This window comes from Haloplanus sp. CK5-1, from assembly GCF_037201915.1.
Taxonomy (GTDB): domain Archaea; phylum Halobacteriota; class Halobacteria; order Halobacteriales; family Haloferacaceae; genus Haloplanus; species Haloplanus salilacus.
Genome location: NZ_CP147505.1, coordinates 1,476,711 through 1,491,267, shown reverse-complemented (window position 1 = coordinate 1,491,267; position 14,557 = coordinate 1,476,711). Strand labels below are relative to the sequence as shown.

General features: G+C 58.6%; 13 protein-coding genes and 1 pseudogene. 11 read left to right on the top strand and 3 right to left on the bottom strand.

Annotated elements, in window-relative coordinates; translation table 11 throughout:
* Positions 1–34 precede the first annotated feature (34 nt).
* From NBT81_RS07885 to NBT81_RS07860, 6 genes are all read left to right on the top strand, one after another.
* A complete protein-coding gene (locus NBT81_RS07885; protein WP_338742529.1) occupies positions 35–1,342 on the top strand; it encodes a DEAD/DEAH box helicase in 1,308 nt (435 codons plus the stop codon).
* Positions 1,339–3,927, top strand: coding sequence for a hypothetical protein (locus tag NBT81_RS07880; RefSeq protein WP_338742301.1), 2,589 nt, complete (start codon positions 1,339–1,341; stop codon positions 3,925–3,927). Before NBT81_RS07885 ends, NBT81_RS07880 begins: the two co-directional genes overlap by 4 nt.
* A gap of 103 nt (positions 3,928–4,030) precedes the next feature.
* Complete coding sequence (locus tag NBT81_RS07875; RefSeq protein WP_425498664.1) at positions 4,031–5,221, top strand: ISH3 family transposase; 1,191 nt, start codon at positions 4,031–4,033, stop codon at positions 5,219–5,221.
* Between the two features lie 265 nt (positions 5,222–5,486).
* Entirely contained in the window at positions 5,487–6,296 is an 810-nt protein-coding gene (locus NBT81_RS07870; protein ID WP_338742299.1) for a hypothetical protein, read from the top strand.
* The gene (locus NBT81_RS07865) at positions 6,293–7,570 is read left to right on the top strand and encodes a hypothetical protein (protein WP_338742298.1); all 1,278 of its coding nucleotides are present in this window, start codon (positions 6,293–6,295) and stop codon (positions 7,568–7,570) included. The genes NBT81_RS07870 and NBT81_RS07865 overlap by 4 nt, the downstream gene beginning before the upstream one ends.
* Complete coding sequence (locus NBT81_RS07860; protein WP_338742296.1) at positions 7,567–8,463, top strand: hypothetical protein; 897 nt, start codon at positions 7,567–7,569, stop codon at positions 8,461–8,463. The genes NBT81_RS07865 and NBT81_RS07860 overlap by 4 nt, the downstream gene beginning before the upstream one ends.
* 236 nt (positions 8,464–8,699) lie before the next feature.
* Here the strand turns inward: NBT81_RS07860 and NBT81_RS07855 are convergent, their stop codons facing one another.
* Positions 8,700–10,361: a DUF6036 family nucleotidyltransferase gene (locus NBT81_RS07855; protein ID WP_338742294.1), complete on the bottom strand. Its 1,662-nt coding sequence runs from the start codon at positions 10,359–10,361 to the stop codon at positions 8,700–8,702.
* A 154-nt stretch (positions 10,362–10,515) separates the two neighbouring features.
* On the opposite strand from NBT81_RS07855, the gene NBT81_RS07850 reads away from it, so the two are divergent.
* From NBT81_RS07850 to NBT81_RS07840, 3 genes are all read left to right on the top strand, one after another.
* A complete protein-coding gene (locus NBT81_RS07850; protein ID WP_338742293.1) occupies positions 10,516–10,962 on the top strand; it encodes a type II toxin-antitoxin system death-on-curing family toxin in 447 nt (148 codons plus the stop codon).
* A gap of 2 nt (positions 10,963–10,964) precedes the next feature.
* On the top strand, positions 10,965–11,102 hold the full coding sequence (locus tag NBT81_RS07845) for a hypothetical protein (protein ID WP_338742291.1): 138 nt from the start codon (positions 10,965–10,967) through the stop codon (positions 11,100–11,102).
* Between the two features lie 136 nt (positions 11,103–11,238).
* Entirely contained in the window at positions 11,239–11,979 is a 741-nt protein-coding gene (locus tag NBT81_RS07840) for an SWIM zinc finger family protein (protein WP_338742289.1), read from the top strand.
* A 62-nt stretch (positions 11,980–12,041) separates the two neighbouring features.
* Here the strand turns inward: NBT81_RS07840 and NBT81_RS07835 are convergent, their stop codons facing one another.
* Positions 12,042–12,530, bottom strand: coding sequence for a winged helix-turn-helix domain-containing protein (locus NBT81_RS07835; RefSeq protein ID WP_338742287.1), 489 nt, complete (start codon positions 12,528–12,530; stop codon positions 12,042–12,044).
* A 115-nt stretch (positions 12,531–12,645) separates the two neighbouring features.
* Here NBT81_RS07835 and NBT81_RS07830 point away from each other — a divergent pair, with 115 nt between their 5' ends.
* Entirely contained in the window at positions 12,646–13,446 is an 801-nt protein-coding gene (locus NBT81_RS07830) for a hypothetical protein (protein WP_338742286.1), read from the top strand.
* A gap of 318 nt (positions 13,447–13,764) precedes the next feature.
* On the opposite strand, the pseudogene NBT81_RS07825 reads toward NBT81_RS07830, so the two are convergent.
* Positions 13,765–13,953: pseudogene (locus NBT81_RS07825) on the bottom strand (RNA-guided endonuclease TnpB family protein); the annotation flags it as partial.
* Between NBT81_RS07825 and NBT81_RS07820 the strand changes: the two are divergent.
* Positions 13,898–14,467 (top strand): hypothetical protein, encoded by a 570-nt coding sequence (locus NBT81_RS07820; protein WP_338742606.1) that lies wholly within the window; start codon positions 13,898–13,900, stop codon positions 14,465–14,467. The pseudogene NBT81_RS07825 and the gene NBT81_RS07820 overlap by 56 nt on opposite strands.
* Positions 14,468–14,557: the final 90 nt, after the last annotated feature.

Genomic DNA, 14,557 nt, shown 5'->3' with positions numbered 1-14,557 from the left:
CTAGAACAGATGCGGGTTCGATGCGCACGACAAGATCATCGCGAGCGTCGACACTGCCAAGTCGAAGACGAACAGGGACGACGTTCTCTCACGGCGGTGGGACGTCGTCGTCCTCGACGAAGCACACTACGTCCGCAACGCCGACACGATGCGGTACGAACTGATCGACGAACTCAGTTACGGGGAGGCATTTTTCGCGACTGCGACACCGATTCAAAACGACATCTCGGACCTCTACAACATCATTGATCTCATCCGACCCGGGATGCTCGGCACCAAGCAACAGTTCGATAAGCGGTACGTCGTCGACAGCGACGACGCCCAGATCAAACGGAGCGAAGAACTACAGGAGAAGCTCAATCGCGTGATGATTCGGAACCGGCGTGAAGAGACGAAAATCGACTTCACGAACCGGAACGTCCACACGAGCGTCTTCGAACCGTCGACGACGGAAACCGAGTTGTACGACGCCGTTACGGACTACGTCCGGTCGAACTACTCCAGCGACGACGCCCGGCACCTCGTCCTGTTCACGTTGCAGAAAGAGGTCGTTTCGAGCCCGTACGCGGTCGATAAGACGATCGACCGGTGGCTGGCTGACAACGATAAGGTTCTCTCGCGAAGCGAACGGAACGCGTTGCGGGACATCCAGTCGATCGTCGACGACATCGATCGGACGACGAAGCAGGAACGACTGCGCCACATCATCGAAACGATTCAGGACCAGATCGGAACGACCAGAGCGGTCGTGTTCACACAGTTCCGTCCGACCCAAGACGCGATCGCCGACAGTATTCGTGGGCTGGATCTGCCGGTCCACATCGTCAACGGGGACCTTTCCAGCAAGGGAAAGGAGCGGAAAGTCGCACAGTTCAAAGACGAGGGCGGCATCATGGTCGCCACTGATTCGATCAGTGAGGGACGGAACATGCAGTTCTGTAACGTCCTCGTGAACTACGACCTACCGTGGAACCCGATGAAGGTCGAACAGCGAATCGGGCGAGTCGACCGCATCGGGCAGGAGCGTGAGGTCCACGTGTTCAACATGGCGTTGGAGGGCACGATCGAGGAACACGTCCTGAACAAACTATTCGGGAAGATCGATCTGTTCAATCAATCGATCGGTGGGCTCCGGGACATCCTCTCACGCATGGAGAAATCCGGCTCGGACTTCGAACGCGAAGTCTTCGAGCAGTTACGCCACGCCGATTCCAAAGTCGAGCTCGAAAACAACTTCGAGGATATGGCGGTTGACCTCGAAGAAAACACCGAAGCCGCGGAGAAAATGGACGAGTTTAACCGCGGTGTGTTCGACAGCTTCGAGTTCGGTGAGAGCGCATGAGCGTCGACGACGTCGGGACGCTCAATCGGTTGGAGGTCCGTCGATTCACTGCGACGACGATCGAAGCGTACGGCGGCGACGTCAACAGACGCGACGCGGATTCGTGGCACGTCACACTCCCGGAACCGCTCCGGAATCTCGCCGAGTCCCGTGACGTCGCCGTCGTGTTCGATCCGAAAGATCAGCAACCGGGTCGTGACGAACTGCTCGTTCAACCCGGCTCCCTCGCGTTCAACCAGTTACTCGAACTGGTGAAAGAGGATATCTCGATCGGGAAACTGTACCTCACAGCGGCGGATATGCAGGTTACGCTGCCCGACGTGCTCGACGTCTCCGAAACGACAGTAACGATCGAGGAGTTCGACCCCGAACAGACCGCTGACGCCGTCGCGTTCCATTTTTTGATCGAGATGGAGAGTGTCTCGTCGTTTCACCGAGAACGGTTCGAAACCGTCACGCTCGACCTTGCAAACGGCAGTCCCCAACCAGCCCTCACCGACCGGTTACTGGCACACGCCAGTTCGCTCAGCCGATCCCACGAACCGGCCGACATCGACCCAGCAGCTGAGACGATTGAACAGCGATACGCCACGGCCATCGAGGAAATCGAACGGCGTATCGAAGCCGATGCAGCCGAATTACTAAACGAAGCGACCGAGGCCGCAGCAACTCGGGCCGAGGAAATCAGTGAGCTGTACGACCAACGGCGGGACGAACTCGGTGAGGAACTCCACGGTGCCGCGCTCCGTCAACGACGGAAATCGTTCGACAAACGCGAGCGGGACGAGATCGAGGACATGGTCGACCGACACGACGTCACCGTGAACATCTCCCTCGTCGGGATGACGCTCCTCTCCCACGATGTCGGCACCCTCAGACTCTCGATCGGCGACGGTGAACGCTCCGGGACCGCGTCGGCTCGATATGCACCTGCAACGGGGGAAACGATCGAATTCGGGTGTGCGACGTGTGAGACCTCGTTCGATCGAACGACCCGGCCCCAAGTGTGCACATGTGGGAGCGTCGTCTGTGCTGGCTGTCTGAACGTCTGTACGGAGTGCGGTGAAACCGGCTGTCCGAACTGTGAGACACCGGTCGCAGCCTGCGAGTTGTGCGGTCGCGTCGAATGTCACCGATGTGGCTCGGTCTGCGACGAGTGTGGCCGAGCGGTGTGTACGAGCCACACCGAAACGTGTGCGAAGACTGAGCAGGCGACGTGTTTGGCCTGCGGTGAGGCGTGTGCCAGTTGTGGGACGTTCCACGGTGACTCGCACCTCCACCGGTGCCGTGTCGACGGGGACCTCCACTGCGACGCTCACTCCGACACCTGTGACGAGTGTACGGACACGATCTGTGAGACCCATCTCCGGTCCTGTACCGCCTGTGACGTCGAACTGTGTCCCGACGACCGAGTGACCTGTGAGACGTGCGGTGATACTCGCTGTCACGACGACGCCGTCGCCTGTGACGGGTGTGGCGGGCATCATTGTGCCGAAGCAGTCGAGCAATGCGAAATTTGCATGAACCACTTCGGGAGCGCCCACCTCTCCACGTGTGCCACCTGTGACCGCAGCGTCTGTGCAACGGACTCCACGACCTGTGGCACCTGCGGGGACACGATCTGTACCGACCACGCTGTCGACTGCGCAGGTTGCAGTGAGGCGCTGTGTGACACGCACAGCAACGAGTGTGAGATCTGTGCGGATTCCTTCGGGACCCAACACTTGGCGGCGTGTGGAACCTGCGGTCAGGAAATTTGTGAGACCGACCGTGGTGAGTGTCGAATCTGTGACGAGATCGTCTGTACCACCGACTCGGCGGTCTGTATGAAGTGTGACGGCCTCGTTTGCCCGACTCACACCGACCGCTGTGACCTGTGTGACGACCCGTTCTGTACGGATCATCTCGAAGCGTGTGCGACCTGTGGCGACGATATCTGTGAACCGGACCGGATACATTGTGCCGTCTGTGACGCGGTCACCTGCGAGGCACACGCAGAGACGTGCGACACGTGTGAGAAGGCCCTGTGTCCCGAGCACAGCGAGACGTGTGCGACATGTGGGGACGTCCTCTGCCCGGCCGACCGATCCCGGTGTTCGGACCACGATGCCGCCCTCTGTGACACGCACGCGGAGACGTGTGCTCAATGCGAGGAGGTCTACTGTGCCGACCTCGTCACCGACTGCGCGTACTGTGACGGTGTCGTCTGTCAGCACCACGAAGGGACATGTAGCCATAGCGGAGAGACGGTTTGTGCCGAGCACAACCGGACCTGTGCCGTCTGTGACGATGCGTTTTGCCCGGCTCACTCCGTCACCACCGACGATACCGATGAGGTCCGATGCGTAGACCACGCAGCCGAGTGTGCTGACTGCGGAACGCTGTTCACGCCCGAGCATCTGGAAGCCTGCGATCGATGCGGCGACCACGTCTGTCAGGAGGACAGGGTGACCTGTGCGACCTGCGACGACGTCCTCTGTCAAACGGACCAAGCCACGTGTACCGTCGACGGAAAGCTACACTGTACCTCCCACATCGTTCCCTGTGACGCGTGCGGTGAGGGAGTCTGCGAAGACCATCGCTAGTTGTCCACTCTGGCTCAAGAGACCAGTTTCTGACACGTAGTGATTAGAATGACGCGACTGAATCAGTCGCCTGATTCAGCCGCTGCCCGGATTCCTGTGTGTGATGGAGTTCCCAAGACTCAAACGCATCCTCACAGATCCGGACGAGTACATTTCGAGCAGCCAGTTGAAGTCTCTTAGCATGGAGTTGCTTGAGCTGATACCGATGGAAGGAATCGAGGGCTCCGGCCTCGATTCCGAGGAAATCATGGAAGTCGTCTTACGAGCTGCTGTTGACACAACCTCCGTCAACGGTGTCACGACGAACACTGAGGACACGCCAAACCGCGAGCCAGTGATGGACTGGTTGCACACCTTGGAGAAAGAGCCGATGCTTGATGCTGTCAACGATATCCTCGCACTGGTGGCGATGACGGTTCTCGACCGCGGCGGGTCGAGAACCATCTGTCTGGACTTCATGGACAATCCGTTCCACGGTCATCCAGACGACGAGGACGAGTTCAGGAGAATGGAAGCACGAGATGGAACCACGAAGTGTCACCGGTACTGTACTGCGTTCGTCATCGCGCAGGGAAAGCCACTCACACTGGCGGTTGAACCAGTTGACGGCGAGGACAGCAAGGCCGACGCGGTCGAGCGCGTGCTCGCCCGCGTCGAAACATACCCATTCGAGACCGACCAGATCCTCATGGACAGGGACGCCTTTGTCGGGGAGTTAATCGGTATTCTTCGGGAGACAGCACCGCCAGTCTTTCCGGTCATAACCCGGAAAGACTCGCTCCGGAAGAAACTCTCCAAGGCCGCGTCACACATGACCGAAGAGACGATTTGCGAAGGGAAAGAGCACGAACAGACGTATCCACTGGCGGTGAACGTTACCTATCAGAACGGTGACCGCGGAAAGTCTGGTGTGAAAGCGACAGGATACGCGGCGTACGGTCTGGAAGACCGCACGCCCGCGCAAGTCGCTACGACCTACAACAAGCGTTCACGGATAGAGAAGAGCTACGAGAAGTTCCGAGAAGCGCGTGCCCTGACAACAACGCCATCGACGACAATCCGGCTGTTCTACGTGGGCGTGGGGTTTCTGTTAGAGCAGTTGTGGCTCGTGTTACAGTGGGCCGTGCTCGCCCGACCACGGCGGGGCGGGCGAGCACTTCCGAAAACATTCGCGTTTGGTGACGCGTTTTTGCACGGGATCGAACGGGTGTTAGACGACGAACTCGGCTGGAAAGAGAAGTACCGGACTAACGGAGAAGGACTGCCAGCAGGATACGAACACGGACTCGGTTGAGCCGCCTCGCTTCGGCGAAGCGAGGCTGGCGAACAGCGACAGCTGTCTTCGGAGATCAGTCTGAACGACAACTACAGCCAAAACAATCCAGATTTGTGACTCTTCCTCAACTCTCCGTGGCGTCAGATGTGTACTTCGTCTCGTATCAGCGTCCTTACCGTGTTAGACCGGACTCTTGTTGCCGCCGCCATCAAGAGAGTGGACAACTAGCGACCATGTCAAAACCTGTACTCACTGCGGTGATCTGTTGTGCGACGAGCATGCGATGGCGTGTACTACCTGTGAGCGACCCCACTGCATGAGCCACACCGAGACGTGTCTCACCTGTGACGAACCGTATTGTGCAACTCATTCGGACACCTGCGTGGAGTGTGACTTCACGTTCTGTACGGATCATTCAGCGGAATGTGACGACTGCGGGAACCCCGTCTGCCACACCGACCGGAAAACCTGCGATGCATGCGGTGAAACGACGTGCCTCTCGGACGGTGCGGACTGTATCCACTGCAAGGAGAGCTTCTGTGCCGACCACCACACCCGGTGTGGCACCTGCAACGACCCGATCTGTGTCGCGGACAGCACCGAATGTGTCGACGACGAGGACCGGCACTGTCACGAGCACATCGCGACGTGCAGCGTCTGCGGACACGAGACCGACCAGGACCAGCCACGCTGTAACAATCACTTGGAGCAATGCGTCGTCGACGACGCGAACCTGTGTTCCGAACACGCTCACACCGACCCGATCCTGGAGAGAGCGGTGTGTTCGGAGCACCAGACTACGTGTACCACGTGCCGACAACAGGTCGCGACGGCGGCAGTGGACAATGGAGAGTGTCGAACCTGTCAGGAGTTGGCCGAGAACGACACACTACAGCCGAAAGTCGAAGACACGCTCCCGAATTCGCTCAGTTTCCGCTCGATGCGCATCAGTACCAATTCGGCGTATGTCGTCGTCCACGGGACGCGGCTCATGCGGTCGGACGAGATCGTCGTGCTCGAACGCGAAACCGGGGATATCGTCGAACAGTACCGAACCGGGTTGCTTGCCCGACTCTCGGGAGGGCGACTATGAGCGATAGCGAACGATCCTTCTCGTGGTACGACCCGGACAGTGTCCGTGCAACCGTCGAAAACGGGGTTGCGGACGACGTCCCGAAGCGTCGTATAGCTGAGTATCTGGCACAACACGAGTTCGAGGACATCCCGACGTCCCGTGTCGAACACATCGTCGAACGCATGCCCGTCTCCGAGGACACGTCGGCAGCGGGGATCGACCTCTCACAACCCGAAGCTACAGACGCAGAACCGCGGGATTCCGTCCCATATCAACTCGCCGTCAACGACTTAGAATACCTCTCGAACCGTGAAGCCGCTCGGCTCATCGGGGGTGTACTCGAACAGTTCGATGGGAACACGGTACGCCCGCCCGGAACGACGCACGTCGAAACCGATCTCGTCTGGCATCGCCAACACGCCACCGTCGCCTTGCGTATCGTCCCACTCTTGTCGGGAACTGTCGATGCCAGCCATGTCGATGCGATACTGAACGGGACCGTCGTCCCGGACGATATCAGACGCCCGTCCGAACTGGCAATCGTCACGAATCGAGCGTTCACCGACGAGGCCGTCTCGCGAGCCGAGGAACACGACATCCACTGTTTCGATGCCGGGCACGTCGGAGAGTGGTTCCGCCGCGCCAGAATCCCGATGGCTACTGCGGGGACGCTACTCGAGGACGGGGAATCCCACGACGGACCGCTGACTGACCTCGTCAACCTACCCTCGATTCCGTCTCCGAGGAAGTCCGTCGATCCACTCGACGTCGGTCGGGCATTCGATATCGATTCGCTCACCACGCCCGCCGAGGCGGCCACCACGTCCGCGACGGATGAACGGACGGAGCCGAACACGGGCCAACAGACCACCGGCTTGGACCGGTCGACCGCACGGGACGACCCGCTCGGCGGGGGTCGCTCCCCGTCCGGTGAAACTGGGACGCTGTACGCCGACCCGAATGAAGATGGCGATTTCGAGGCATTCGATCGGTTCGTGGACGAGATCGGCGACGGGAACCAGCAGTCGGGGTCGACTGCAGATGACGATCCGGCTACGGCGGACGGCGCATCCAGCGGCGTGGATGGCCAGTCGACCACCTACACCGATGTCGGACGGGGAGAACTGGTGTCCGACCTCTTAGAAGTAAAACAAGACGCGAATGGACTGCAGTCTTGGAGAGACGTAGAAGCCCACGGATCGTATCCGGTCGAATACTATCAGAAAACGTTCGGATCGCTGGCTAGTGCCGTAGCTGCGATGGATGTCGACTACACGGGAGAGTCTCGATGAAGGCAACACTGAGGGAGGAACCGACGAATGTCCCGTTGGAAAATCAACGATCAGTCACACTACAGCCGGGGAAACCATGGCCGTCCGCGTACCGAGGCTCGAAATACAGCCTCGTCTCTGACGACGACTTCGACGATGCCGTACTCAAGTGGGAGCAACGGGACCTCGCGATCTACACGGAGCCACCGCATGGATTGCGCCGTGCGCTCGTTCTTCTCGGGAAGACCGGCGGGTACGGGAGTTTCCGCGTCACGGCTGACAACGAAGTCATCACCAAAGTCAAAGCCGACGACTACAAACACGTCGACGAGGCCCCCATCGACACGGGATGGATACCCGTGTACGTCGGGAAACTCTCGGGAACACTCGACTTCGACGAAGTCGACTCGGACCCACCGACACCAACCAGAAACAGTATCAAAGTGTGGACCGGGTTTCCGTTCCACCACGGGGAACGCTGGAGTGTCGGCCAGGACGAGAGCCTGTTCTGGAAGTGGAAGGACTACCGATTCGAATCCGCGTTCCACCACCCCGAACTCGTCGACAAGTATCAACGATACCGCGGAACAGCCGGGCGACTATACATCACGGAGAACGCGCACGTGTGGGTGAACGTCCCGAAGGACGATATCGCGCCGGCGAAGCAGTCCGCCGTCCGAAACGCGATCGAACAGTGGAAACGAACCGCCGAACAGGAAGACGATACGGCAACCCTCCGACTGGTCAATCGACGGCTCGTCGCCACGAGCGGAGAGGATGACCCATCGACCGGCCATTTCCCGATTCACCTCGGACGGTTGAGCGACTTCGACGGTGGCGTTATCCCTCGACCAGTCGTCGATGAGCCAAGTTACTTCCAAGCTGTCTGTGAGTACGAACACGTGTGGGAGTAACTCCAGCACGTCGCACGCTATCCCGAGGAGCTGGCAGAGTACAAGACTCACAAGATCCGCCTCGAAGATGATTCGGATGAGACCGAGATTGACGAGCGGCCAGTCGTCGATGGCCACAATCACAATCAAGGACATCAATGTCAAGCGCTACGACTCTTGGCAGTGGCGGGGAGGAGATTCAGTGACGCCGAAGTACAAAAAGCTAGTCAACCCGGACGAATGATCTTGGTGCAGAATTACCGATCAGTCGATTCGGCCCGCTGGTATGTATTGAGCCGACCGCTGCGGTCGACGGTGATCTGTCCCTCCTCTTCGAGCTTCCGGAGCTTGTTGTAGATCTGGTGATCGGGAAAATCCAGCTCTTCTCGGAGGTCTTCGATCGTTTTCGGAGCGTCCAGCAAGACGAGCAACGCGTTCTCGAGACAGTACGAGACGAGGCGATCGGTAATTGGGGCCGCAATATTGTGTCGCTCATCGAGGATATTGAGCGTATCAAGCACTGCAAAGGAGAAGAATTGGTCAGTGCGATCTTCCTGGGTTGTGATCTCTTGGAAGATACTTTCCCAGTTGAGGTCGGCTTGTCTGGCGATCAGTGCGACGTCTTCGAGATCGCCTTCGCGTTCCGTGATCGATTTGAATACGAAGATGTCAGTCAGCGAGAGCAGATGTACATGGAGATTGCCGTACTCGAATGACTGGTCGCACCGCTCGATCATCGCCGGCGTCAACTGGAGCTGACCAGCAACCGCCTCTACGAAGATGTCCCAGCGTGGAAATCCCTCCTTCTCCAGCACAATACTGGGATCGAGTTGGTTGTATGCCGTTTCCAAGTCACCACGCTCCTCGTATCCCAGGTCCTGGAGCGATTCAGCGAGTGCGAGGAACGTCTGTCCGTCCTCAACGACGATGTCGACGTCTTTCGTTGAATCCTTCAACCCACGCAGAATGAGGTTGCCACCGCCGAGAAGATACACGTCGGCAGACGTCTCCAAGTAGTCGCCAAGCTCTTCGAGCCCCCGTCGAAGGCTATCTTCCGGATGTTGGCCGCGCGGATAGACCCCATAGTCGTTCGCGATATCGATGAATTCCTCCCACGGGAGAAAGAGCTCCTCGTGGTGGACCTCCCGCTGATCGATGTATGCAAAGAGATCGGCCCATTTCTCGACGCACTCCCACCTGTTTGCGAGCCGCCACAGGTCGCTGGTGTCGAGGCTCGCGCGATGCGTGAGATAGAACACGCCAGCCATCGCCATCTGTTTCTTGTTCTCAGCGACAGTCACCGCATGGATCAGAATTGCTTCGAGTTCTAGCGAGCGATCACCTTGATACACGTAGGTCTTCGCTGGGTGATAGTCAACACCGTAGCGAGTGAACGCCGAGAACGCAGTCGGCTTCCCATCGACGGTGTCCTTGCTCGTCGCGACCATTCGGTCGCCGTTCGCGCGGTATTCGGTTTCGAACGGTGTCGTTCGGGTTTTAGCTTCGAGAAACGACCGGAGCGTATCATCGCTGATGATATACCCATCGTCCGTATGCGCGATCGCGCCAGTTTCCTGGATCTCGTTCAAATGCTTGTAGAGCGTGGACTTGGCGAAGCCCTGCTGTTGTAACTCCGAAATCGTCGTCGGGCCGCCAACCAGCGCACTCAAAATGTCCTCTTTCGTTCCCGTCAGTACCTTCGTAAGTGCGTAGCGGTCAAGGAGCTCGGCAAGCAGTGACGCTTCGTACGTGGTTGCCAATTGGACGCCGTCGGTTCGCTCCACAAGATTGGCGTGTTCGAGGTCGCCAACGACCTCCGATGTCCAGCTTTGACTTTTATCGATTGCATCGGCTAACTCGCCAACTGAGTAGGACCGATCGCGTAAACCGTCGATAACTCGAAGCTCTGCTTCCCTCATAGATTCCAATTACACCGATGTATTTATAATTATATCGGTGAGATTGGAATATAGACTACTGTCGCCCAGATCTGGTCATCAGCTACCTATCGGCCGACGACATCCACGCCATTCACGAGCTGATCGTGGATGCAATGCAGAGACCACCGCCGGAGTGGCTTCGCCAGGCGATATCGAATACGCCGTGGAACACGTTCAGGAAGGCCAGTTCGGTCAGGGCGCCGAATTGCTCCACGAGAAGGCCTTCCAACTGCTCCGGCTCATTGCGGCCAATCATCCGTTCATTGATGGTAATAAGCGAACGGCGCTCATGTCGACCCGGATTTTCTACGCGCTGAATGTGCTGCGCTTCGACTACGATCGGGAGATCAAAGAGATTGTGAAGGCGTTCGCGACGGATGAGTCCAGCGTCGATGCGGACGACGTGCTCGCGTATCTGCGGGCGCACACAGAGCCGCTGACACCGGAATACGAGGCGATCATCAATTTGTGGCTGGCCCGTATCGAGGGAGCGGAGCAGCTCCCGGCGGACCGCGACACCGGCGAGCAGGAATCCCACGAACCGAACGATTATGACCACGACCCCCGTAGTGAGGAATAAGCATGGCCGCTGAAAGCGAGCCGCCCGAGATGCCCGATGAGCTGTCCGCCGAGGAGGCGCGGCAGTATCTCATCCGGTTCCTCGGTCGTCAAGACCTCGACGAGCACGCGGATATCTACGAGGAACTCGCCACCGAATAGGACTCCGCCAAGCTGGGAGTTCTAGGTGTGCTACAGTTGTATCATGGCTTCTCGCAAAACCAGACCGTTCTAATCCAGTGCGAAGGCGAGATCGACGATCGGTTTTCCCGTTCGCGCTGGAACACCGTCAACGCATATGGACGTAACCGAGGAGGCGGTTCGAGATATCTGTACGGACGCGGTCTTCGAACGTGGCGAACGATATCTCACTGAGAGCCGTATCCACGAAATACACTGCATCGGTACCACCGTAACCGCCATCGTGAGCGGCAGCCGTCAGTACGAGGTCCGTGTTGACCTCGCCACCGACGGGTTTGCCCCGTGGTGTGATTGTCCGTACGACGGGCCGGGTACGTGCAAGCACGTCGTCGCCGTGTTGCTTCGGTGTATCGACGACCCCCCGCCTGACGAAGGCGATCAACTCGACGCCGCACTCGATGGCGCCGACGCCGACGAACTCCGCGCGTTCCTACGTGATGCACTCGCGACCGATACGGATCTCCGCGGCCGGTTTCTCGCCCGAGTCGGCGAGCCGACGAGACAGTCAGTTGACGAGCTTCGCGCCTCTATCGACCGGCGGTTCAAAGAGACAAACCCTGAGTACCACGTTGTCTTCGAGCCCATCGACTTCACGCAGTGGTTCGATCTCGCAAACGAGTACCTTGAGCATCTCGACAACGGCGCTGCGACCAAACGGATCGTCTACCTCGCCGACCAGCTCGGCATCGACCTCCCCGCTCGCAAGGAACTCGTCGCGTCGTTCACGAGTGGGTACTCGCTGCTGGATCCGACGCGGCCCGACACCGGATCGACCGACAGTACGTATCGCCTCCGAATCAACGTCGAGCCAGCCATGCTGGAGCCCACGGAGTCCTGACCAAGGTACGAAGTCGGCGTACCTTCTCTGCAGCGTTGAGAACGGTGCTGTTCAACAACGAACTATGGGTTTGTGCCACCATCGACGGCGTCGAGATCGGGCTCGTCGAAGTCGAGGGCTTCCGCGACGGCATCCGGAAGCTCCGGGCGAGGGGCCGATTCGTGGCGCTCGATTTTCTCGGTCTTGCGCGTGTTTTCGTAGAGGGCACGTGCGACCGGAAGCCCACGGAGATACTTGTAGTCGTGGAGGACCTCGACCCCCCGCTCTGTGAATCCGTAGAACTGGGAGGGGAGATCACGTTTCCCCTCGCTTGGTTCGTACGTGTAGCGTGCGAGGAGCCCGGCGTCGATCAACGTCTCCAACTGGTCTTTGATGGCCGCCTGGCTCTTCCCGGTCATATACTCGAGTTCGGCGAGCGACATTAGATGGGCGGGATGGCCCAGCAGCTCCTGGATGATGAGATGGCGCGTATCCTGGGACAGCAGCTTGAACAGCCGCTGCTGTTCCGCGAACGGCCCTGCATCGGCCGAACCAGTGTCGGTTTCGCTCATACGTGCTGGTACGAGGGAGGGCGCTATAACAGTTAGGGTCATCCAAGTTGGTTAATCCAGAAAAAGCCAAAGTGATTCAGAAGGAATAAGCTGGTGTGGTTTGAATCGGCAGCTAATGACCGACCCAAGCCCGCCGCCGGACGCTGGGGGGATTATGACCGTCGTTCACGAGGCCGTCGGGGGCATCGAACTGGAGCCCGCAGAGAAACGGGAAATCTGGCGGTTTACCCAGCGTGAATTGCCGTATCTCTGGAGTCAGCGGACATCGTATTTCATCTTGGGGAGCTATCGCGATCCCTATATCCGCCGGCTTCGCGCCGTCCAGAACGAACTCACGAAGCAGCTCGGTGCCTATCCGTTCATCATGGGCGATCTCCTCGAACTCCCGACTGACCGACTCAATACGTTCGATATCATGTTTTCGTTGCTCGCGACATACAGCGACTACATCGTCGGTGTCTTCGAGAAGGAGAGTGGTGGGGAGGCGCCTGAATTGGGCGAGATCGATGACCCACCGTATTTCGACAAGTCGTACGTGTTCCCACGTGACTACGCGTGGGTGACTGACGAGAATCTTGACTCGACACAGCACGTCGTTCAGGCCGCCCTTGAGATTGCGTTCGCAGACGATTTGGCGGCGGATGACGTCCAAGCAAACGTCGAGTCGCTCGTTGATCGCGCCCAAGAGAGCGGTCTCGACATCGACGAACAGGAGGTGTGGGATGTGATCGACGACCGGACAAATGAGGGCGAAGAGCCAGCAACGTACAGCTGGGTTCATCTCAACAAGTTCCGCAAATTCGAACTCCACGAACGGTGCTTCCCGTGGACGACAGAGGACGAACTCCGAACTGTGGTTGACGAACTCCCGTCCCCGACACCACGTCCGGAGTGGGAGGAGAGTGGGGAACGGTGAACTATTAACGCGGAGTTCGTAGAGAAAATTCGGACTCTCGAGTAAGCGGCGTACGTTAGTCCTGGAGCGTCGCGACCGTGCGGCCGATTTCTTCGGCCTCTTCGCTCCGCGACATCCCGTATGTTGCGAGAGCCTCTTCAACCGCGTCGTCCAGACTCATTGGTCGGGCAGACCTTGGCTCTGCCAACCGATAAAGTCTCGCACGATTTGCGTTTATCATTGCATCGGCTAACTCGCCAACCGAGCAGGACCGATCCCGCAAACAGTCGTTGACATCCTCCTCCGGCTTTAGCCGGAGGAATCCCGAGCGTTGGAATATTAGGGTTTGCAGTCTCCCTGCTCTCTCGTGTTGAACGACCCGCTCTCGCGGTCGAACAGGAAGACTCCGGGCTGTGCCAACCAGCCGTTACTCATATCCCCTGTCGGGGAACTCTGAGTTATCTTTCTGCGGATGTTCACCGCACCGTTCACGTCCGCGTTCATCGGCGTCTCGCACGATGAACAGACGGTCGTCGTGTATGGTACACGCACCGTCACGTATAACGACGACTACTGTACACTCGCTACCGTCGGCAGCAGGGTTCGCGCAGAATACGTCACATCAGAGGACGACGAAGGCGCACCGTTTGGGGAGTATTGGAATAGGGACGAGTGGGAGCGCAAAGAGGCGACCCTGCACAAGCGTGACGGCGAGTACTACCTCCACGTCGCCATGGAGAAAGAACCAGAAACGGATGCGTTAATAGTCGAGAAAGGAGCGGTTCTCGGCGTTGACCTCAACGTGGACGGCCACCTCGCCGTCACCAGCACGGGAACGTTCCTTGGCAACGCCGACTTCCTCAACCACAAACGCGACGAGTACGAACGGCGGCGAGGTCGCCTCCAACAGACGGGTACGCGGTCGGCACACCTTACCGTTCAGAGCATTGGGGATCGGTTCGCCGATAGAGTGAAGACTACTTCCACCGTGTGTCGAAAGCCATCGTGCAGGACGCTCGTCGTCACGACTGTTCGGCCATAGCGTTCGAGGACTTGGTCCGGCGACGGCCAGACACTCTCACCCGCTTGACATCCTCCTCCGGCTGAAGGCGAAGGAATTCCGAGGTTGGAA